This is a genomic window from Pseudomonas sp. St29, from assembly GCF_001547915.1.
Taxonomy (GTDB): domain Bacteria; phylum Pseudomonadota; class Gammaproteobacteria; order Pseudomonadales; family Pseudomonadaceae; genus Aquipseudomonas.
This window is the reverse complement of record NZ_AP014628.1, coordinates 2,897,470-2,917,176: the sequence shown is the minus strand read 5'-3', so window position 1 is coordinate 2,917,176 and position 19,707 is coordinate 2,897,470. Positions and strand designations below refer to the sequence as shown.

At 66.5% G+C, this 19,707-nt stretch carries 18 protein-coding genes; 5 read left to right on the top strand and 13 right to left on the bottom strand.

What is annotated here, in order from left to right:
* Nucleotides 1–65: 65 nt before the first annotated feature.
* Nucleotides 66–2,006 (bottom strand): bifunctional 5-dehydro-2-deoxygluconokinase/5-dehydro-2-deoxyphosphogluconate aldolase, encoded by a 1,941-nt coding sequence (locus PST29_RS13260; RefSeq protein WP_060843336.1) that lies wholly within the window; start codon nt 2,004–2,006, stop codon nt 66–68.
* 310 nt (nt 2,007–2,316) lie between these two features.
* On the opposite strand from PST29_RS13260, the gene PST29_RS13255 reads away from it, so the two are divergent.
* A complete protein-coding gene (locus PST29_RS13255; RefSeq protein ID WP_060838894.1) occupies nt 2,317–3,237 on the top strand; it encodes a MurR/RpiR family transcriptional regulator in 921 nt (306 codons plus the stop codon).
* Here the strand turns inward: PST29_RS13255 and PST29_RS13250 are convergent.
* The 4 genes from PST29_RS13250 to pdxR form a co-directional block, all read right to left on the bottom strand.
* A complete protein-coding gene (locus PST29_RS13250) occupies nt 3,234–4,106 on the bottom strand; it encodes a patatin-like phospholipase family protein (protein ID WP_060843335.1) in 873 nt (290 codons plus the stop codon). The two genes, PST29_RS13255 and PST29_RS13250, sit on opposite strands and share 4 nt — an antisense overlap.
* A gap of 84 nt (nt 4,107–4,190) precedes the next feature.
* Complete coding sequence (locus PST29_RS13245; RefSeq protein ID WP_060838892.1) at nt 4,191–4,442, bottom strand: DUF7660 family protein; 252 nt, start codon at nt 4,440–4,442, stop codon at nt 4,191–4,193.
* Between the two features lie 16 nt (nt 4,443–4,458).
* Nucleotides 4,459–5,379, bottom strand: coding sequence for a DHH family phosphoesterase (locus PST29_RS13240; protein WP_060843334.1), 921 nt, complete (start codon nt 5,377–5,379; stop codon nt 4,459–4,461).
* 82 nt (nt 5,380–5,461) lie between these two features.
* A complete protein-coding gene (gene pdxR, locus PST29_RS13235) occupies nt 5,462–6,937 on the bottom strand; it encodes a MocR-like pyridoxine biosynthesis transcription factor PdxR (RefSeq protein ID WP_060843333.1) in 1,476 nt (491 codons plus the stop codon).
* A 92-nt stretch (nt 6,938–7,029) separates the two neighbouring features.
* Here pdxR and PST29_RS13230 point away from each other — a divergent pair, with 92 nt between their 5' ends.
* Nucleotides 7,030–8,253, top strand: coding sequence for a multidrug effflux MFS transporter (locus tag PST29_RS13230; RefSeq protein ID WP_060843332.1), 1,224 nt, complete (start codon nt 7,030–7,032; stop codon nt 8,251–8,253).
* 646 nt (nt 8,254–8,899) lie between these two features.
* The gene (locus PST29_RS13225; protein ID WP_060843331.1) at nt 8,900–9,511 is read left to right on the top strand and encodes a glutathione S-transferase; all 612 of its coding nucleotides are present in this window, start codon (nt 8,900–8,902) and stop codon (nt 9,509–9,511) included.
* 556 nt (nt 9,512–10,067) lie between these two features.
* On the opposite strand, the gene hcnC is transcribed toward PST29_RS13225, so the two are convergent.
* The 6 genes from hcnC to PST29_RS13195 all read right to left on the bottom strand — a co-directional run bounded on the left by hcnC (nt 10,068) and on the right by PST29_RS13195 (nt 15,321).
* Complete coding sequence (gene hcnC / locus PST29_RS13220; protein ID WP_060838887.1) at nt 10,068–11,321, bottom strand: cyanide-forming glycine dehydrogenase subunit HcnC; 1,254 nt, start codon at nt 11,319–11,321, stop codon at nt 10,068–10,070.
* Nucleotides 11,314–12,723: a cyanide-forming glycine dehydrogenase subunit HcnB gene (hcnB, locus tag PST29_RS13215; RefSeq protein ID WP_060838886.1), complete on the bottom strand. Its 1,410-nt coding sequence runs from the start codon at nt 12,721–12,723 to the stop codon at nt 11,314–11,316. The genes hcnC and hcnB overlap by 8 nt, the downstream gene beginning before the upstream one ends.
* Nucleotides 12,720–13,037 carry a cyanide-forming glycine dehydrogenase subunit HcnA gene (hcnA, locus tag PST29_RS13210; protein ID WP_047303914.1) on the bottom strand — a complete coding sequence of 106 codons (318 nt, stop codon included), beginning with the start codon at nt 13,035–13,037 and terminating at the stop codon, nt 12,720–12,722. Before hcnA ends, hcnB begins: the two co-directional genes overlap by 4 nt.
* Nucleotides 13,038–13,417: 380 nt before the next feature.
* Complete coding sequence (locus PST29_RS13205) at nt 13,418–14,359, bottom strand: hypothetical protein (protein ID WP_060838885.1); 942 nt, start codon at nt 14,357–14,359, stop codon at nt 13,418–13,420.
* Between the two features lie 195 nt (nt 14,360–14,554).
* Nucleotides 14,555–14,941, bottom strand: a complete 387-nt coding sequence (locus tag PST29_RS13200) for a hypothetical protein (RefSeq protein WP_060843330.1) — start codon at nt 14,939–14,941, stop codon at nt 14,555–14,557.
* Nucleotides 14,942–14,979: 38 nt separating this feature from the next.
* Nucleotides 14,980–15,321 carry a hypothetical protein gene (locus PST29_RS13195; protein ID WP_060843329.1) on the bottom strand — a complete coding sequence of 114 codons (342 nt, stop codon included), beginning with the start codon at nt 15,319–15,321 and terminating at the stop codon, nt 14,980–14,982.
* Nucleotides 15,322–15,489: 168 nt separating this feature from the next.
* On the opposite strand from PST29_RS13195, the gene PST29_RS13190 reads away from it, so the two are divergent.
* Nucleotides 15,490–16,173 carry a response regulator transcription factor gene (locus PST29_RS13190; RefSeq protein WP_060838882.1) on the top strand — a complete coding sequence of 228 codons (684 nt, stop codon included), beginning with the start codon at nt 15,490–15,492 and terminating at the stop codon, nt 16,171–16,173.
* Nucleotides 16,151–17,545: a sensor histidine kinase gene (locus PST29_RS13185; protein WP_060838881.1), complete on the top strand. Its 1,395-nt coding sequence runs from the start codon at nt 16,151–16,153 to the stop codon at nt 17,543–17,545. The genes PST29_RS13190 and PST29_RS13185 overlap by 23 nt, the downstream gene beginning before the upstream one ends.
* Before the next feature lie 158 nt (nt 17,546–17,703).
* Here the strand turns inward: PST29_RS13185 and PST29_RS13180 are convergent, their stop codons facing one another.
* Entirely contained in the window at nt 17,704–17,991 is a 288-nt protein-coding gene (locus PST29_RS13180; RefSeq protein WP_060843328.1) for a DUF1652 domain-containing protein, read from the bottom strand.
* A gap of 136 nt (nt 17,992–18,127) precedes the next feature.
* A complete protein-coding gene (locus PST29_RS13175) occupies nt 18,128–19,627 on the bottom strand; it encodes a helix-turn-helix transcriptional regulator (protein ID WP_060843327.1) in 1,500 nt (499 codons plus the stop codon).
* Nucleotides 19,628–19,707 lie beyond the last annotated feature (80 nt).

Genomic DNA, 19,707 nt, shown 5'->3' with positions numbered 1-19,707 from the left:
TGCCAGCGAAGGCTCCGGTGAGCCTGGCACCAGGCTCAAGACCCTCTTCGCCGGCAAGCCGGCTGCTAAAGTGAGCGGGCGCTGCGCCAGGCGTTGATCAGTTGTTCGAAGGTGCCCTGCACTTGGTGGATCAGGGTGGCGTCGTCGATCTCCCCCGCCAGCCACGCACGGCTGGGCTCCTGGAAGATCGTGCGGCCCACGGCAAACCCGCGGCAGGTGCGGCTGTCGGCGGCTTGGCGAAAGCCCTCGGCGAGGGCTTCGGCCGAGGCATTCAGGCCCAGCAGCACCACGCCACGGCAATACGGGTCGCGTTCCTGGATCAGCTCGTCGAGCTTTTTCCATTCTTCGGCCGACTGTGCCTCGATCTTCCACCACGCGGGGTAGATACCCAGGTTGTACAGGCGCTTGAGGCTGCGGTAGAGCACCTCGGGATGGGCGCCGGGCAGGTCCTTGGGCGGGATGATTTCCAGCAGCAGTTCATGCCCGCTGACCTGGGACGCCTGGTACAGCCCACGGATCTGCGCTTCCTGCTCCAGGCGCAGCAGGGGTTCGTCGTCCGGGTGGAATTGCACCAGGCACTTGATGATCTGCTCCTGGGGCCAGGCGATCAGGTTGCTGCCCACCGAGCGCCCGTGCTCGAAGGCCAGGGGCCGCGAGCCCTGGACTTCCACCGGCCGTGCCACCCACCAGCCGCGCCCGGTGGCGGCGTTCAGCGCCTCCTGGCCGAAGCGCTGGTCGGCCAGCAGGCCGACATCGGCCTCGATGCCCCGGCGCCGCAGGTCGACTTCGACCCGTTGCACCGCCTCTATGAAGAGCTGCTTGAGCTGAGCGATGGCCTTGAGCTCGCGACCGCTGTGCTGCGCCAGTTCCACCAGTTGTCCACGGTGGTCGAAGGCGAAGACGAACAATTGCTTCCAGGCCTTGCGCCGCACGCTGACCTGATGCAGGCGTTGCAGGACCGAATCCTGGTCGGGACGGGTAATCGGCACCGGGCTGCTGAACAGGTAGTCCAGTTCGGCCCGGGTCGGCATCGCCGGGGCGCAGGCATGGCGCGACACCACCAGGCCGCCGCAGGCGTTGGCCAGCTGGCAGCAGCGCTCATCGCTGGCCTCTTCCAGCCAGCCACTGAGGAAGCCGGACATGAAGGCATCGCCGGCGCCCAGCACGTTGAGCACCTCCACCCGCACACCGGGATAGATCGCCCCGTCCTCCAGGCGCGGCGGAATCGCGCCGTGGATCACCGTGCAGCCTTGCGGGCCGAGCTTGACCACCAGGGTCGCGGCGCTCAGGGAGCGCACGGTGCGCAGGGCCGTCAGCAGGTCGTCGCTGCCACCGGCAATCAGGAACTCCTCCTCGGTGCCGACGATCAGGTCGAAACGCCCCAGGATGCCCTGCACATGCTGGCTGACCTGCTGGTCGGCAACGAACCGGGTCTCGCCGTCGGCCTTGCCCGCCAGGCCCCAGAGCACCGGCCGGTAATCGATGTCCAGGACCCGCCGGACCCCGTGCTTCTCGGCGTAGTCCAGGGCCTGGAGGCTGGCCCGGTAGACGCCGTCGGTGGAGAAATGGGTGCCGGTGATCAGCAGGGCCTTGCTGGAGGCAATGAAGGTTTCGTCGATGTCGGCGGCGCACAGCGCCATGTCCGCGCAGTTCTCGCGGTAGAACACCAGGGGAAAGGTTTCGCGGTCCTTGAGGCCCAGCAGGACCAGGGCGGTGAGGCGCTGCGGATCGACCTTGACCGCGCTGACGTCGCAGCCTTCGCGCGCCAGCGACTCCAGCAGGAAGCGCCCCATGTGATCGTCGCCGACCCGGCTCAGCATCGCCGACTTGAGGCCCAGGCGCGCGGTGCCGAAGGCGATGTTCGCCGACGAGCCGCCCAGGTACTTGGCAAAGCTGCTGACGTCCTCCAGCCGCGCCCCGACCTGCTGCGCATAAAGGTCGACGCCCAGGCGTCCGAGGCAAATCAGATCCAATTGACGCCCACTGGCAAAACGAGTCTGGCCCATGCTGGCTCCTGTTATTTTTATCAGCCTGCGCTCGCCGCCGTGACCGGTCGCCGAGCACTCTTGGTGGATGCAGACTAAAACGTCTCCGGGCCTCAATCAATATTTTTTCTATATATTTTTTACATGGAATATATTTTCCATTAAACTTTTTCAAGCCTGAGCCAGACGCCCTGCATCGTTTCAGCAAAGCCCCGGCCGGCACCGGCCCGAAGATTTTATGGGGCCCTACCCTGTAGACTGCCGGCTGCCCACCTATTGTCAGGGGACGGCTCTCCAGCCTGCCCATCAGTACACGCCAGAAGGATTTTCTATGTCCCGCACCGATCAGCCGGCCCTGGCCGAGAGCACGCCCGAGAGCGACCTCGTCAGCCCCCCGATCAATGCCGAGCGCCTGCTGCAACTGATCACCGAGGAATACGAGAGCCTGCCCCGCCAGCTCAAGCGCATTGCCAGCTACATGAGCCAGCAGAGCGACCGGATCATGGTCGACCGCATCAGCGACATCGCCCGGGAATGCGAGGTCCATCCTTCGGCCATCGTGCGCTTTTCCCAGCGTTTCGGTTTCAGCGGCTTCAGTGAAATGCAGGCGCTGTTTCGCGAGGCCTACACCCACAAGGCCACGCCGGTGCAGAACTACCAGCAGCGCATCCGCAGCATGATCGCCAACAAGTCGCAGAAGGCCAGCGGCGGCGATCTGGCCCGGGAGTGCGTCAACGCCACGCTCTCGGGAATCGAGCGCCTGGGCCTGGAACTGGACGACGCGGCCTTCGAGCAGGCGGTGGAGCTGGTGGTCAATGCCGACAACATCTACGTGGTGGGGGTGCGCCGCTCCTTCGCCGTGGCCGACTACCTGGTGTACAACCTGCAGCACACCAACAAGCGCATCCACCTGGTGTCGGGCCTGGGCGGCAGCTACCGCGAGCAGATGCGCAGCATCCGTCCCAACGACTTGGTGATCGCCATCAGCTTCACCCCCTACGCCAAGGAAACCCAGCACTGCCTGCGCATTGCCCAGCACAACCAGGCCCAGACCCTGATCATCACCGACAGCACCCTGTCACCCCTGGCCAAGCGCGCCAACAGCGTGCTGCTGGTCAACGAAGGCAGCTCCTTCGCCTTCCGCTCGCTGAGCGCCACCCTGTGCCTGTGCCAGGCGCTGTTCATCGCCGTGGCCTATCGCCTGGAACTGAAGATGGACGAGATTCACGAACAAGGCGGCTTCGACGACTAGCCCGAAGCCGGCCCATGGCTATGGGCTTGCAGGGCATCGGGCACGCCCCGGCGTTGCAGGCCGCCCTGCTCGACCCAGCCCAGGGTCTGGCGGTATGCCCGCTGCAGCAGCGCCTCGGTCTGGTTGAAGTCGAACACCGATACCCCCAGCGGGCACAGGGGGTCGACCACATGGATCGCCACCCGCGGCGCATAGAGTTCGATGTCGCGCACCAGCTGGCGCATGCTCAACAGGTTCAAGGTGTGCAGGGCCAGGGCCAGCATCCCCGCCGGCGGCGCCGGGCAGGCGCAACCGAAACCGGTGGGCAGGACAATCACCCGAGTGGCCCCCAGGCCCACCGCGGCGGCAATCGGCGTATTGCTCGCGACCCCGCCATCCACCAGCAGCTTGTCGCCGATGCGCACCCAGGGAAACACCAGGGGAATCGCCGCGCTGGCCAGCAGCGCCTGCTCGGTGTCGCCACTGGAGAGCACTTCCTGGGCCCCCGTCAGCAGGTTGGTGGTGACGATATGCAGCGCCAGCCGGCTGTCTTCGATACGCGCGACCGGCAACGCCCGACGCACCAGCCGAGACAGGGCCGTGGACGGCAGCAGGCAGCCGCGATGGCGTAGCAGGCCCAACAGGCTGTCGAACCAGGAAAACGGAAACACGTCGCCCTTGCGCAAGCCGCGCCAGAAGTCCGCCAGCTCGGCCACGCCCCGGGCATCGGGCCGCGCGGCGAAGTAGGCGCCATTGATGGCGCCCACCGAGGCCCCCACCACCAGATCGAACTCCAGCCCCAGTTCCACCAGGGCTTGCAGCATGCCGACCTGGACCGCCCCGAGGCTGCCGCCCCCGGAAAGCACCAGCGCGGTTCTGTCCTGACCCATGACCGACCTCCCGCGCCGTTGTCGACGCCCTAGAAGCTCAGCATAGTCGCCCGCCAACCACCGGCAGCAACCGCCCCAGCGGCCCTACTCGTAGATCTTGCCGCAGTACAGGAACACCGCGAAACGCCGCCAGGGCGAGGCCTGCGCCAACCCCTGGGTGGCGCCCATGCCGGTGGCTTCGGCCCAGGCCTGGGCGCCATCGAGAAAGTCCTCGATGGAATGATTCTGCCAACTGTCGCGGTGCTGCAGCTGACGGCGGTCGTCAAGCAGCGTCTGGACGAAGTCGAGGAAGCTCTGCTCGTCATTCACCTGCTGCAAGCGTTGTTCAAGGTCCATGGCCTGCTCCGTTGATTCAGGACACCGCCTGCAAAGCCAGGCCCTTGCGCAGCAGCTCCTTGCGCAGGATCGGCCGGGCCAGGCAATGCACGCCGTCCTGGGCGCTGCACTCTAGCAGCCGCTCAAGCTTGCGGGCACTGCCCGGGCTGCCGGTCAGCAGGTAGCTTTTGCCTTCACTGAGGCTGATCAGGTTCAGCAGCCAGTCATCGCCCCACTGCCCCAGCACCTGTTCGATCAGGTGGCGCTGGCGCGCCAACAGGCCCTCACCCTGCCACAGCGTCAGCTGGGCAAAGCGCCGCGGCAGGTTGCTGGACGCTTCGAGCACCTTCAAATCCTTGAGCAGGGCCTGGGGCAACTGCGCTTCGATCTGCTGCTGGCATTGCTGGAAATACGCTTCGGGCCACTGGGGCCCCAGGCCGGCATGGGCGGCCAGGGCGGCATAGGCCTGGCGGTCGGCCGCAGTACAGCTGCCGCCGCTGAAGTTCAGGGTGTTGTCGAGGATGCCCGCCGCCAGCAATTGCGCGCTGTCACGGCTGATCCGCGGCAGCAGGCCGGCGTCGCGCCAGCGCTCATAGACCTGGGTGCAGGCGGCGCCGATCGGGCGGATATCCGCGTATTTGCCCAGGCGCTCGTCCCAGAACGCCTCGAACCCCGGGTGATGGTCGATGACCTCCACCACCCGCGCGAGGTCCACCAGCGGGTCCAGGTGCAGGTGGTTGGAAATGTCCACCAGCACGAACTGGTCGGCGCCCTCGGGGACGTGGCTGTCCAGGCCCTTGAGGCGGTCTCTGAAGCCTTGGGGAATGCTCTCGTTGAGCGGCGCGCTGCTCAGGGCCCGGGCCGGGCGGCCGCTGAGGTTGAGCAATTCGGCGTAGGCGATGCAACCGGCGTAGGCGTCGATATCCAGATAGGCCGCGCCGGCGGTGACAATGATCATGACGTCCGTGTAATCCACAAAGGCCCGAGGCCGGGGCGCCGAGGGTGCCCGAGCTACATGACAGGCAGATGACAGCCCAGGCTCAGCGCGCTTGCACTTGTTCTTGCGCTTGCCGCGCCGCGGCCACCAGCAGCGCCGCCAGCCGCGATCCGCTGAAACGGATCTGCGCCAGGCTCAGGGCCGCGTAGCCGATGATCACCGCCGCCGGCCGGCGCGCCACCTGACAGTGCTCGGCCAGCCCCTGCAGCAGCAGGCCCTGCTCGGCGGCGCGCTGGCGAAAGCGCGTCTCGTCGCTGCCCGGTGGCAGCTCCAGGAGCAGGTGCAGCCCGGCCTGCTGGCCGCTGATGCGGTAGCAGCCCGGCGCCTCCCGAGCGAGGATCGCCAGCAGCAGGTCGCGGCGTTCCTGATAGGCCTGACGCGCCGCCCGCAGGTTACGCAGGAAGGCGCCGCTGGCGATGTAGTCGGCCAGGGCCATCTGCTCGATCACCCCGACCGAGCGCCCGGTGCTCTGCAAGGTCGCCAACAAGCGCGGGCGCAGGTTGTCGGGCAGCAGCATGAAGCCCACCCGCAAGCCGGCGAACAGGGTCTTGTTGAAGCTGCCGCAATAGATCACCCGGTCGTCCCGGTCCAGCGACTTGAGGGCCGCCAGCGGCGCGCTCTGGTAGTTGAACTCGCTGTCGTAGTCATCCTCCACCACCCAGGCCTGGCTGTGCCGCGCCCATTCCAGCAGGGCCAGGCGCCGCGACACCGGCAGGGTCATGCCCAGGGGCGCCTGGTGAGCCGGGGTCACGTAGACCAGGCGTGCATCGCGATGCTCTTGCAGGCGCGCGGTATCGATGCCCTCCTCCTGCAGCGGGATCGGCACCAGGCGCGCCCCGGCCAGGGCGAACAGATCCTTGGCCGAGAGGTAGCCGGGGTCTTCCAGGCACACCTTGTCACCCGGGCGCAGCAGGCTGCGGGCCAGCAGGTCGAGGCCATGGCGGATGCCGGTGGTGATCATCACCTGCCCGGCATGGCAGACGATGCCCCGGTGCTGCCCCAGGTACTCGGCGATCTGCTGGCGCAGCGCCGGCAGCCCGCCGGGGTCGGCGTCGCACAGCGACTGCGCCGAGGCACTGCCCAGGGCCCGGGTCAGGGAGCGGGTCCAGTGCGGCAGGGGAAACAGCGCCGGGTCGGCCAGCCGCGCAACAAAGGGCTGGCCGGCACGCACGCCCAGCGGCGGGTACGGCGGTTCAAGGTCACCGGCGGCGGGCGCGGCAACCGCCGCCGGGGCGCTCAGGTAAAGATCCGGCACCACCGCGCAGACCCGGGTCCCGGAACCGCTGGCGCGGTTCACGTAGCCTTCGCTGCGCAGGCGGTCGAAAACCACTTCCAGGGTGCCCCGGGACAGGCCCCAGCGCTGGGCCAGGGTGCGCGTGGAGGGCAAGCGGCAGCCGGCCGGCAGGCGTTTTTCCAGGATCGCCTGGCGTAACGCGGCGTAGGCGCTGTCCTGCTTGCCCTGAGCGCCCTCCATGGGCAGCGGCAGGTCGAGGGGCACGGGGTGTTTTCCACGGCTCATAGTGGTCCAGTCGAATGGGCTCTAAACGGTGCTCGGCATTAAACCATAAAGACCTTAATTTCAGCGCCGTACCCACTTGCCCCGAGCCCGCCATGCCCCCGCTTGCCGACGCCCCGCCCCGCTCCATTGCTGTTGCACGCCCCCTTGCCCCCTGGCTCTGGACCCTGTTGCTGCTGGTGGTGGTCTGCCTGCCGCGGATCAGCATCGACCTGTACCTGCCGGCGCTGCCGGCCATGGCCGACCAACTGCGGGCCAGCGATGCGCAACTGCAACTGACCCTGAGCCTGTACATGCTCGGCTACGCCCTGTCGATGCTGCTGGGCGGGCCGCTGTGCGACCGTTATGGCCGGCGCCCGGTGCTGCTGGCGGGCACCGCGCTGTTCCTGCTGGCCAGCCTGGCCTGCATGCTCGCCGCCAGCGTCGAGGTGCTGATGGTCGCCCGCCTGCTGCAGGCGTTGGGCGGTTGCTGCGGCACCCTGATCGGCCGGGTCATGGTCCGCGACCGCTGCGCCCCCGAAGAGCAGCCGCGCCTGCTCGGGCTGCTGTCCACGGGCATTGCCCTGTCGCCGATGCTGGCGCCGCCGCTGGGCAGCCTGATCGACCACCTGCTGGGCTGGCGCGGGCTGTTCCTGTGCCTGAGCCTGGTGGCCGCGGCGGCCTGGCTGCTGATGTACAAACGGCTTGCCGAAACCCGCCCGGCGCAGCTCGCCCCGGTGCCTGGCAAACACCTGCCGCGCCTGTACCTGCGCCTGCTGGGCGAGCGCTATTTCATGCGCTATTCCCTGGCCATCGGCTGCCTGTACTGCACCTATTTCCCTTTCATCCTGCAATCGTCGGCACTGTTGCAGCGCCAGCTGGGGCTGTCGCCCACGGCCTACGCCCTGGTATTCGCCGCCACCGTGGCCGGCTACCTGCTGGGTTCGCGGCTGTTCCAGCGCCTGGGCGCGCGCCACGGCGCCGACCGTCTGATAGCCCGGGCCTGCCTGTTGAACCTGGCGGGCGCCGGCCTGTTGCTGTTCGCTCGCAGCCTGTGGCCCGACAGCCTGTGGGCGATCGTCCTGCCGATGCTGCCGCTGATGTTCTCGGTGGGCCTGGCGATACCCGCCTGCCAGCTGGCGATCCTGCAACCCTATGCGGCGGTGGCGGGCACCGCTTCGGGGCTGTTCTTCTTTATCCAGATGGCCCTGACCGCCGGCTGCGGCTTGCTTGCCAGCCTGCTGGCGAACCACCCGGCCGGCTCGCTGCAGGCCCTGACCGGCCTGTCCAGCCTCGCCCTGGGCCTGGTCTGGTGGTGCCTGCGACCACGGCAGCCCTAGCACCTGTGGTAACGCGACGCGCAACCTGCCGGTCGCCGATTACCTGCCTGGCTGTAGCCGCTCTGAGCCCGCGAAGCTGCGCAAAGGTCCGCAGGACCTTGCCTGACGATCTCCAGCCAAACTCGCAGCGGCCTCAAGGGCACCGCGGCCCTTCGTGCCGTTCGCAGCCTGCGGCAGCGGCTACACAACCCCCCGATCGGCATTAGCCTGTAGCCGCTGCTGAGCCCGCGAAGCTGCGCAAAGGTCCGCAGGACCTTGCTTGACGATCTCCAGCCAAACTCGCAGCGGCCTCAAGAGCGCTGCGGCCCTTCGTGCCGTTCGCAGCCTGCGGCAGCGGCTACACTCCCCCCCGATCGGCATTGGCCTGTAGCCGCTGCTGAGCCCGCGAAGCTGCGCAAAGGTCCGCAGGACCTTGCTTGACGATCTCCAGCTAAACTCGCAGCGGCCTCAAGGGCACCGCGGTCCTTCGACGGAGTGCCGCCCAGCCCGTTCGCAGCCTGCGGCAGCGGCTACACCTATCCCCGATCGGCATTGCCCCGTAGCCGCTGCCGAGCCATGGCAAGGAGCTGGGCAAGGCCGATTCAATGCCGCTACATTAGCCGCGCCGTTCCCATCCGTTGTGCCGTTCAAGACAAGGAAATACGCGATGAAACTCATTGGAATGCTCGATTCACCCTATGTACGCCGCGTCGCCATCAGCCTCAAGAGCCTGGGCCTGCCCTTCGAGCACCACTCGATCTCGGTGTTCAGCACCTTCGAGCAGTTCAAGGCCATCAACCCGGTGGTCAAGGCGCCAAGCCTGGTCTGCGACGGGGGTGAAGTGCTGATGGATTCGAGCCTGATCCTCGACTACCTGGAAACCCTGGCCGGCCCGAAACGAAGCCTGATGCCCGCGACCCTGCCGGAGCGTTTGCATGAGTTGCGCCTGATCGGCCTGGCCCTGGCGGCCTGTGAGAAGTCGGTGCAGATCGTCTACGAACGAAAGCTGCGTCCGGCAGAGAAACAGCACGGCCCCTGGCTGGAGCGGATCGGCGGCCAATTGCAGGCCGCCTATGCCGAGTTGGAGCACGAGTTGCAGAAGCAGCCGCTGCCCCGGGATGGAACCCTGAGCCAGGTCGGCATCAGCCTGGCGGTGGCCTGGAGTTTCAGCCAGATGATGGTGGCGGACCAGTTCGGCCCCGAGCAGTTCCCGGCGGTGCGCAGTTTTGCCGAATACGCCGAACAGCTGCCGGTGTTCCTCGACACCCCCGCCACCTGACCCACACAGCGCCATCACCGTAGCCGGCTTGCTGGTGAAGAGCCCCCTGAGCCATGCAGCGCTCCTGGACACGCTTTCGCTGGCAAGCCAGCTCCTACGCAAGTCCAACAGATCCTGCCGACCGTAGGAGCCGGCTTGCCGGCGAAGAGGCCCGCGAGCCGTGCAGCGCTCTTGGAAACGCTTTCGCTGGCAAGCCAGCTCCTACGCAGTCCAACAGATCCTGCCGACCGTAGGAGCCGGCTTGCCGGCGAAGAGGCCCGCGAGCCGTGCAGCGCTCCTGGAAACGCTTTCGCTGGCAAGCCAGCTCCTACGCAAGTCCAACAGATCCTGCCGACCGTAGGAGCCGGCTTGCCGGCGAAGAGGCCCGCGAGCCGTGCAGCGCTCTTGGAAACGCTTTCGCTGGCAAGCCAGCTCCTACGCAAGTCCAACAGATCCCTGCCGACCGTAGGAGCCGGCTTGCCGGCGAAGAGGCCCGCGAGCCGTGCAGCGCTCCTGGAAACGCTTTCGCTGGCAAGCCAGCTCCTACGCAAGTCCAACAGATCCTCGTGGGGATCTGTCAGGCCGGTTCGGGCTGTTTTTTCACCGGGGCGGTGGCGAAACGCCGGGCCAGGAACGGTGTGATGTCCAGCGGCAGGGTTTCGTCGTTCACCAGTTTGTCCAGCAGCACGCCGGTGATCGCCGACGTCAGGATGCCGGTGCGGAAGTGCCCGCAAGCATTGAGGTAACCCTCGACCCCGTCCATCGGCCCAAGAATCGGCAGTTCATCCGGCGAGCCCGGGCGCAGGCCGGCCCAGCAGCGCTTGAGGTTGACCTGGGCCAGCTCGGGAATGCAGCGCACCGCCCCCTGCACCAGACCGTTGATTTCCGGGTAGGTGGTGCTGACGTCGAAGCCCTTGTCCTCGGTGGTGCTGCCAATCAGGATCTCGCCGTTGTCCTTCTGCGCCATGTAGCAGTCGCTGGTGGTCAGGCAGCCATTGAGCAGCTTGGGCATGCGCTCGGTGAGGAGGATCTGGCCCTTCACCGGCTTCACCGGAATCTCCACCCCGGTGGCCTGCAGGCTCAGCTCGGCGGCCCAGGCACCGGCAGCGTTGATCAGGGTCGAGCAATGGAACAGCCCGGCCTCGGCGGTCTGCACCCCGCTGACCCGGTTGCCGTGGTGCAGGACGCCGGTGACGTTGGTGTTGAAGTACACATCCACGCCGTTCTGCCGTGCACCTTCGGTGTAGGCATCGGTCAGGCGGAACGGATTGACCTGGTGATCGCAGAGGAACTCCAGGGCGCCCTGGGCTTCGTGGCTGACATTGGGTTCCGCGGCGCGCAGGGCCGCCTGGTCGAGCCAGCGCACCTGATCGGACAGGTGCGGGATGCAACCGACAATGTGTTCGGCGTACAGCCGGTCTTCATCGTCATAGATGACGAACTTGAGCCCGGTCTGTTCGAACTTGAAGTCCATGCCGTGCAGGCCGATCAGCTCACGGTGCAGGCGCGGGTAGATCTCGTTGGACTGCAGGGCGAAGTCGAAGAACGACTGCGGCAGGATATGCGGGGTGCTGGAATCCACCACCACCGCCGAGCCCTGGGCCTCGCGCTTGCGGTTGGCCGACATCATGCGAAAGAAGATCACCCCGCAGCCCAGGCCCACCGACTCGCCGATGGCCCACAGGCCGCCGGCCGAGGCACGACTGGCGTTGCCCGGACGCTTGGCGTCGATCAGCGCCACCTTGAGGTTCTTGCGCTTGGACAGCTGGTAGGCGCAGGACGCCCCAATCACGCCGCCACCGGCGATCACCACGTCGTAGTACTTACTCATGTTCGGGGACCTCCTGGTCGGGTGCGGCAAAGGCGGAAAACGGAATCGGGTCCAGCGGGAAGCGCGGGCGAATCCAGCCCACGTCCTTGCGTCCGGTGGCCTGGCGCAGGCGGTCGCTGCAGTAGCCGACGCACATCCGCCCCTGGCAGTCGCCCATGCTCACGCGAGTGCGCATTTTCAGGCTGGCCATGTCCTGTACCCCCTGGGCCAGGGCACGCTCGATATCGTTGCGGGTGGTGTGCTCGCAACGGCAGATCACCGTGTCGCCCTTGGGCAGTTCTATCTGCCCGGTGCCACGCGCGGTATAGCGGTCCACCGCACCGCGAAAGCGCAGGATCGAGGCCAGTTTGCGCTCGTAGCCCTGGCGCCGCTGCAGGGCCGCCTCGTTATCCAGGACATTGCGCTGCATGAGGATCGACAGCGCGGCGATGCGACCGCTGAGCATGGCCGCTTCACCGCCGCGGATCCCGCCCATGTCGCCCGCCAGATGAATGTGCGGCTCGCTGCTCTGCTGCCAGGCATTGGCGTGGGCCCGCAGGTAGCCGTCGTCGCTGAAGCCGTGGTCCAGGCCCATCTGCTGGCTCAGCTGGGTGCGTGGGATGAAGCCGTAGCCCACCGCCAGGGTCTGGGCCGCGATGCGCTGGGCCTTGGACAGGTCCGGCTGCCAGTCGGCGGAATAAGGGGCAACCGTGACCACGCTCAGGGCGTCCTGCCCCTGGGCCTCCACCACGCCCCAGCCATAGCGCAGGCTGATGCCGTGGAGCTTGAGGTAGGCCAGCATGCTCAGGCCGTCGAGGAACAGTTGCGGCTTGTTCAGCATGGCCAGGCTCTGCTTGGCGATCTTGCTCAGGGCGCTGGCCTCGTAGACCCCGGCCACCCGCACGCCCGAGGCATGCAGCTGGCAGGCCACCAGTGGCAGCAGCGGCCCGGTGCCGGCGATCACCACCGGCCCCTGCGGCTTGACCACCCCGCTCTTGATCTGCAATTGCAGGCCGCCCAGCAACTTGACCCCCGGCAGGGTCCAGCCGGGAAACGGCACGCTGCGCTCATGGCAACCGGCGGCCAGGAGCAGTTGCGAGTAGTCCACCTGCTGCACCTGCTCTTCGGCGTCCAGCAGCATCAGGCTGTTATGGCCTTCGGCGCCGATCACCCGGCTGTTGAGGCGCACCTCGATCATTTGTTCGTGGTCGGAAAAATCACCGTGCAGCTTGGCCAGCATTTCGCAGTAACGCGGCCCCAGGTAATCCAGTTGCACGCCATCGCGCAGCGGCCCGCGATAGACCACCCCGCCCAGGCGCGAGGCCTCTTCGATCAGGGTGCTGCGCACCCCGTGCTCGGCCAGTTCGATGGCCGCTGCCATGCCCGCCGGCCCGCCGCCGACGATCACCGGGTTCAGGCTCATAGGCTGGGCTCCGTTTCAGTGATGCGGTTGCTCAGGGTCTGCACCTGCATCCCCGGCTTGACCAGGGTCTGGCAGGCGCGGCGCTTGTGGCGGCCGTCGATCTGCACCAGGCAGCAATGGCACACGCCCATGCCGCAGTAGGCACCGACCAACTGCCCGTGATCGTTGCGCGCCACCTGGCGCAGGCCGGTGGCCTGGATCACGCTGAGGACTGTTTCACCCAGGGCGGCAGTGACCGGCTGGCCATTGAGACTGATGGTCATGTCCGCATGCTGCAGCGGCTGAATATCAAAGTTGCGGTCTATCTGACGCATTGCGGTTCATCCGTGAGAAGTGAGTGGAGTTGCCGGCATCCTGCCGCTCAGAGTCCTGGCGCGAGGACGTGGCAACACCGCGGTTCCGATAACGCTGTCAGAACCGAGCGCGGGCCAATCTAGTACTTTTGTCCGACAGGAATATTGATCTGGGCCAAGCAAACTGCCGCAGTGCCCCAACACGTCGCGCCTGCGCTTGCGCGGTGGGGCCCGGGGCACAAAAAAGCCGCTGCCGGTACAAACCGGCAGCGGCGCGTGAACAACGGGTCACCCCGCGTCGCGGGGGGCGCTTAGTGCATGAAGAGGGCGATCAGAATGATCACCGGGATCGGTACACCGAGAAACCACAACAGTAATGAGCGCATGACAAGTCTCCTGGATCAGTGAACGGGGGTGGGAGCCACGGTGCGCGGTTGCACAGGGCTTTCAAGCCAGAGCACCGCATCCCGGCGCCGGCCGCCGAAGGTGGCGGCCAGACTGGCGAAGAACGCCCCACACAGCAGGGCAACGAACATCCACAACGACGACCAGGCGGCTATCCTGGCGGCGCTGTCGGCGGCTTCCCGGGCAGCCTGCTTGGCTTCATGCAGCGCCTGCTGGGTCTTGGCGAACACCTCGTCCACCCGGCGCTCGGCCTCGGCCCGCGTCAGGTTGGTGCGCTGGGCCACCAGTTGCGCCAGGTAGCTGCGGTCGTCGGATGACAACTGGCCATCGTTGCTCAAGGTGCGCACGAAGATCCGCGACACCGTGCCCCGGGCCGCATCCTCAGTGACCGCCACCGGGCGATCGTCACGCAACAGGCTGTCGACGAAATAGCCGTACTCGTCCGGGGAACCCTGGGCAGCGGCATGGCCGGCCACCTGGGTGGCGGCACCAGCGGCCGCGGAAGCAACCTGGGCCCCGGCCTGCACGCCACCGCCAATGACGCTGGTGACCGAGCCCACCACCAGGGTCGCGGTGACCAGGGTCGCCACCGCCCAGGCCAGGAAGCCGTGGGCGGTGTCACGGAAATACACTTCATCGCCATGCAGGTTGGCCCACTTCACCCGCAGGCGCCCGGCGATATAGCCGCCCAACCCGGCGGCGAGAATCTGCGTCAGGGCCAGCCAGACAATGCTGGAAATGCCCAAGCCCTTGGCACTGATGCCGTTGCCGGCCCAGGGCGAAACCGCGGAGAAGCCCAGGCCGAAGCCCAGCAGCAAGAGGATCAGGGACAAGGCCGCGGCCGCCGCCGCGCCGGCGAAGATCGCCGCCCAGGACACGCCCGAGTGATGACTCGAAGCGTCCTCGGTGGCCAGCAGGTGTTCAGAGGGTCTGTTCATTGTTGTTCTGCTCCAGGCAGGAAAGAGGCTGTTGCACGTCACGAAGGGACAGAAAGGACAGGTGCAGTCAGCGTGCCAGCAGCAGGAGTCTTATAAACACATGTATTTCAATGACTTGCGATTAGTCATCGGGCCTGGATCGTGCAATTTGCCGCTCCGGGGGTTTTATGGCGGGCGTTCTGCACGGCGTGCGCCTCAGCCGCGCTTGCTCAGGTAGAGCACCCGGCCGCGGCTGTAGCACCAGTGCACCAGCAGCCCAAGGCCCCATAGCGCCAGCAGCAGGTTGGCCGCCAGGGTCAATTGCGCGATGCCCTGCCCCCACAGGACAAAGAGCGGCAATGCCAGCCAGGCTGAACGGCGAAAACCCAGCAGGCGCATGATGCCCGGCACGATCACCGCCATCAGGGCAATGACCAGCACGTCCAGGCCGCGATACCCCAGCATCCAGCGCGCATAACGGGGATCGGCGGCATAGGCCTCCAGGTAGCCCGGCAGGCGCAACGCCAGGTCCACGGCCAGACTTAACAGCAGGCTAGCCACCAGCAGCCACAGCAGCCCCTTGAAACGTGATGCGTATTTCATTGCACAACACCTTGATACGAAGAAGCTCAATCGGGGCTTCAATGCCGCTTGTAGCTTTTATTGCCACTGGGGGTCAGGCAGTACACCCCGCCCCGCGGGCCAGTGCAGAAACTGCCGCTGCCGCAGGTGCAACCCTGGCTATCACGCAGCAGTGGCTCGGCACGAGGGGTGGAGGAACGCTGGCCGAACATCAGCGCGCAGTTTTTCTTCGAGGCGCTGATGGAGCCGTCGTTGCACAGGAAGAGTTCGCCATCACAACGGGCGATGCCGCCTTTCTTTCCAGAACAGGGCTGATTGGCCGCCTGCGCCACCGCGCTGCACAGCAGCATCAGGCACACCGCGAAAAAGGGCTTCCAGCCGACCCGGGGCAGGGCTCTCATGGTGACGCCTCCTGGCAAAAAGTGGCCGGATAATATCAAGCTTCAGCGCCCCTGACCCGCAGGACACCGACGAGCCCCGCGCCTGGATGAAAGTTTTTTTAGAATCCCGCCAGCGGTTTCTTGGCAAAATGCCCGCCTGTGTCACGAACCGCCAAGCAGGTAACACCTATGACCCGCATTCTGACCATCGAAGACGACGCCGTGACGGCCCGGGAGATCGTCGCCGAACTGAGCAGCCACGGCCTCGACGTGGACTGGGTGGACAATGGCCGCGAAGGCCTGGTACGCGCCGTGAGCGGCGACTACGACCTGATCACCCTGGACCGCATGCTGCCGGAGCTGGACGGCCTGGCCATCGTCACCACCCTGCGCACCATCGGTGTGTCGACGCCGATCCTGATGATCAGCGCCCTCTCCGACGTCGACGAACGGGTGCGCGGCCTGCGGGCCGGCGGCGACGACTACCTGACCAAGCCCTTCGCCTCCGACGAGATGGCGGCCCGGGTCGAGGTGCTGCTGCGGCGCAAGAACACGGTCAAGGATTTCGCCACCAGCCTGCGGGTGGCCGACCTGGAGCTGAACCTGATCAGCCGCGAGGCGACCCGCGCCGACCAGTTGCTGAGCCTGCTGCCCACCGAATACAAGCTGCTGGAATTCCTCATGCGCAACACCGGGCAGATCCTCTCTCGGATGATGATTTTCGAAGAGGTCTGGGGCTATCACTTCGACCCGGGGACCAACCTGATCGACGTGCACATCGGCCGCCTGCGCAAGAAGATCGACCCGCCTGGCATGACTCCGTTGATCCGCACCGTGCGAGGCTCGGGTTATGTCATTGCTGAACCCCTCTAAGGGCTGGCGCTCCTCCAGCAGCCGCCTGCTGGCGCTGTACAGCACGCTGTTCGTGGCCTGGAGCTGCATCCTCATGGGGGTGCTGTACTACGAGGTGTCCACCTACCTGGACAGCCTGGCCAAGCACTCGCTGATGCAGCGCCAGCACCTGTTCGCCCGCTTCGAAGGCGAGCAGCTGGTGGAAGCCCTGGCCACCAGCATGACCTTCGACATGCGCGCCATCGACGCCTATGGCCTGTTCGACGAACAGCGTCGGCCCTTGAGCGGGCCGATCCGGCAGATCCCCGATGACCTGCCCCTGGACGGCCAGATCCACGAGTTGAAGAACTGCATCGACTCCGACGACACGAGCCTGCCCCGGGACAGCTGCGACGCGGTGGCCACCCACACCCGCGACGGCCGCTGGCTGGTGCTGGTGCGCGACAACGGCTCGCTGTTCGCGGTGACCCGGATCATTCTTCACGCGCTGCTGTGGGGCATCTCCCTGACCATCATTCCCGGCGCCGCCGGCTGGCACCTGCTGCGCCGCCGTCCGCTGCGGCGCATCCGCCAGATCCAGGCCAGCGCCGAAGCCATCGTCGCCGGCGACCTGACCCGGCGCCTGCCGCTGTCGGACCGGCGCGACGAACTGGACATGCTGGCGGCCATCGTCAACGCCATGCTCGAACGCATCGAGCGGCTGATGCATGAGGTCAAGGGCGTGTGCGACAACATCGCCCACGACCTGCGCACCCCGCTGACCCGCCTGCGGGCCCAGCTCTATCGTCTGCAGCAACAGGCCGAGGAAGGCTCGCCCCAGGCCCTGCAGATGGACCAGTTGCTGGCCGAGGCCGACACCCTGATGGCGCGCTTTCGCGGGTTGCTGCGCATCTCCGAACTGGAGGACCAGCAACGGCGTTCGGGCTTCCTCGAACTCGATCCGCTGCCGCTGCTTCAGGAGCTGTACGACTTCTACCTGCCCCTGGCCGAGGAAGGCCGCCTGACCCTGCAGCTCGACGTGCCGGCCAGCCTGCCCCGGCTGATCGGCGACCGCGCCCTGCTGTTCGAGGCCCTGGCCAACCTGCTGAGCAACTCGATCAAGTTCACCCCGCCGGGCGGCGAAGTGATACTGCGCGGCCTCGACGACGGCGGCAGCCCGCGCCTGGAAGTGCTGGACTCAGGCCCCGGCATTCCCCCGGCGGAACGGGCGGCGGTGTTCCGGCGCTTCTACCGGGTCGACGAAAGCAACGCCCAGGGCGGCTTTGGCCTGGGCCTGTCGATCGTTGCGGCCATCGTCAGCCTGCACGGCTTCAAGCTCGAAGTGGGCAGCAGCGAACGCGGCGGCGCGCGCCTGAGCCTGGATTGCCGGCCAAGCCTGATCGCCGACCACTGACCCGCCCCATCCCTGTAGCCGCTGCTGAGCCCGCGAAGCTGCGAAAAGGTCCGCAGGACCTTGCCTGGCGATTTCCCGACGAACCTCCAGCGGGCTTCAACTCCCCGCGTCTCCTGAGGCAGAGTGCCGCCCAAAGCGTTCGCAGCCTTCGGCAGCGGCTACAGGTGGCCCAGGGAGTTGCTGTCCAGCTCGTAGAGCAACTCGTCAATGAGCCGCAATACGTCGGCCTCGCTCTGCAGGGACTTGATGCGCAATCCGCTGACCACCAGATCGACCCGGCCGCTGTCGGGCTCGAACACCCGCAGGGTCAGGGTGCCGTCGCCGGCATGGCTGAAACTGCAGGCCAGGGGCGCCAGGCGCTGTTCGATACAGGCGCGCCATTGGGCCTGGGTGAGCACCGCCGGTGCCTGATCGGTCACGGTGCCCTTGTTCTGTTCATCACCCATGCGGGCTGTCCTTGTGCTGTGGTTGTGCTCTGCCACAGCCCCATTGACCGGACCTGTGGCGGCTCCAAGGGTAGAAAACACCCACCACGCAAAGAAGGCGCATTTGCACGGGTTGCCCTGGTGCATATGCACCAGTTCAGCGTCCCCGACTGCCGACCGTGCCGACGAACAGCCCGCGCTCCCGGGCCCAGACGATGGCTTCGCCCCGGCTGTGCACCCCGAGCTTGGAATACAGGGTGGCGACGTGGTTGCGCACGGTGTTGGGCGCCAGCTTCAACTGGGCGGCAATCTCTTTGTCTGCCAATCCCTGATAGATCAACCCCAGCACTTCCCGCTCGCGGGCCGTCAGGTCGGCAGAGGACACCCCAGGCGTGTCCCGGGCCTTGGGGCTTCTCACGTTGGCCAGCTTTTCGATCAGGGTTCGGCTGAACCAGGAGGCGTCGCGCATCACTTCCTCGATGGCGCCCACCAGCTCCAGTTCGGAGCGCTTGCGCTCGGTGATGTCCATCAGCACCAGCAGGTAACAGGGGCTGTCCTGGATGAGCACGGTGTCGGCGTAGGCCACGCAATCGATCAGCCCGGCGTTCTTCTGGCGCACCTTGAGGTCCAGGCCATCGACGTTGCCGGCCTTCTCCAGTTGACTGAACAGCTGGCTGGCCGCCGCGGCTTCGGCGATGAAGCCGATGGCCTCGACCTTCTTGCCCAGCAGTTCCTCGCTGCTGTAGCCGCAGGTGTTGAGAAAGGCCTCGTTGACGTCGACGATCTGCTGCTCGGCGCTGCACACCAGGGTCGGCACCGGGGTCAGGCGAAACGACTTGGCAAAACGCTCCTCGCTCTGGCGCAGGGCAATCTCGATCCTGCGCCGTGGCTCCAGGTCCATGAAGGAAAACAGCATGCAGTCTTCATCGTTGATGTCCAGGGGCTGGCCGGCGACGATCACCAGCTTGCTGCCGCCGTCCGGCAGGCGCAGCTCGGCCTGCATCTGCGGGATGGTCGCGCCCTGGCCCAGGCGCTCGATGGCCAGGTCCTTGTGCTCGGCGTCCTCCAGCACATCAAGCTCGTACACCGAACGGCCGATCACCTGATCCCGGGCATAGCCGGTCATCTCCAAAAAACCCTGGTTGACCTTGATGTAACGCAAGTCACTGAGGCGGCAGATCACCGCTGGCGCCGGGTTGGCATTGAAGGTCTTCTCGAAGCGCTGCTCGGCGCTGGCCCAGTCGGTGGCGTCGCTGAGGATCAGCACCAGGGATTCCGGCGCGCCGCTGCGATCGGTGAGGATCATGCTGCGCACCCGGTGCACCCAGTGCCGGGGTTCGCCGTCGATCTCGGCCTGTACCTCGACCACCACGTCGCTGAAGGTTTCCCCGGCGGCCACCCGATTGATGGGATAGGCCTCCAGGGCCAGGGGGTGATTGTTGCGGTAGCGCAAGGCATAGCGCCGGGCGTACTCGCGGACATTGGCCCCCAGCTCGCCGACCTCGCTCACTCCATGCATGGCCAGCGCCGCCTCATTGGCCCAGAGCAGGCTGCGGGCCTGGTCGGTTTCGATCAGGATCACCCCGTCGGACAGACCGGCGATGATCTGCTGTAACTGGCGGCGATTGGTTTCGGTAGCAAGGACGGCCTGGCTCATGGCATCTCCGGAAAAAGGGCGATGAAGCTACGACCACGCTGGTTCGCCATCGTGCCCCGGGCGCACTGGAGCACCCGAGC

What these genes read in the sequence shown, in the direction of transcription:
- hcnA (WP_047303914.1), bottom strand. Translation starts at nt 13,037, where the DNA reads ATGCGTCAGATAGACCGCAACTTTGATATTCAGCCGCTGCAGCATGCG.
- hcnB (WP_060838886.1), bottom strand. Translation starts at nt 12,723, where the DNA reads ATGAGCCTGAACCCGGTGATCGTCGGCGGCGGGCCGGCGGGCATGGCA.
- PST29_RS13245 (WP_060838892.1), bottom strand. Translation starts at nt 4,442, where the DNA reads ATGGACCTTGAACAACGCTTGCAGCAGGTGAATGACGAGCAGAGCTTC.
- pdxR (WP_060843333.1), bottom strand. Translation starts at nt 6,937, where the DNA reads ATGAGCCGTGGAAAACACCCCGTGCCCCTCGACCTGCCGCTGCCCATG.
- PST29_RS13180 (WP_060843328.1), bottom strand. Translation starts at nt 17,991, where the DNA reads ATGGGTGATGAACAGAACAAGGGCACCGTGACCGATCAGGCACCGGCG.
- hcnC (WP_060838887.1), bottom strand. Translation starts at nt 11,321, where the DNA reads ATGAGTAAGTACTACGACGTGGTGATCGCCGGTGGCGGCGTGATTGGG.
- PST29_RS13205 (WP_060838885.1), bottom strand. Translation starts at nt 14,359, where the DNA reads ATGAACAGACCCTCTGAACACCTGCTGGCCACCGAGGACGCTTCGAGT.
- PST29_RS13250 (WP_060843335.1), bottom strand. Translation starts at nt 4,106, where the DNA reads ATGGGTCAGGACAGAACCGCGCTGGTGCTTTCCGGGGGCGGCAGCCTC.
- PST29_RS13200 (WP_060843330.1), bottom strand. Translation starts at nt 14,941, where the DNA reads ATGAAATACGCATCACGTTTCAAGGGGCTGCTGTGGCTGCTGGTGGCT.
- PST29_RS13175 (WP_060843327.1), bottom strand. Translation starts at nt 19,627, where the DNA reads ATGAGCCAGGCCGTCCTTGCTACCGAAACCAATCGCCGCCAGTTACAG.
- PST29_RS13240 (WP_060843334.1), bottom strand. Translation starts at nt 5,379, where the DNA reads ATGATCATTGTCACCGCCGGCGCGGCCTATCTGGATATCGACGCCTAC.
- PST29_RS13195 (WP_060843329.1), bottom strand. Translation starts at nt 15,321, where the DNA reads ATGAGAGCCCTGCCCCGGGTCGGCTGGAAGCCCTTTTTCGCGGTGTGC.
- PST29_RS13255 (WP_060838894.1), top strand. Translation starts at nt 2,317, where the DNA reads ATGTCCCGCACCGATCAGCCGGCCCTGGCCGAGAGCACGCCCGAGAGC.
- PST29_RS13185 (WP_060838881.1), top strand. Translation starts at nt 16,151, where the DNA reads ATGTCATTGCTGAACCCCTCTAAGGGCTGGCGCTCCTCCAGCAGCCGC.
- PST29_RS13230 (WP_060843332.1), top strand. Translation starts at nt 7,030, where the DNA reads ATGCCCCCGCTTGCCGACGCCCCGCCCCGCTCCATTGCTGTTGCACGC.
- PST29_RS13190 (WP_060838882.1), top strand. Translation starts at nt 15,490, where the DNA reads ATGACCCGCATTCTGACCATCGAAGACGACGCCGTGACGGCCCGGGAG.
- PST29_RS13260 (WP_060843336.1), bottom strand. Translation starts at nt 2,006, where the DNA reads ATGGGCCAGACTCGTTTTGCCAGTGGGCGTCAATTGGATCTGATTTGC.
- PST29_RS13225 (WP_060843331.1), top strand. Translation starts at nt 8,900, where the DNA reads ATGAAACTCATTGGAATGCTCGATTCACCCTATGTACGCCGCGTCGCC.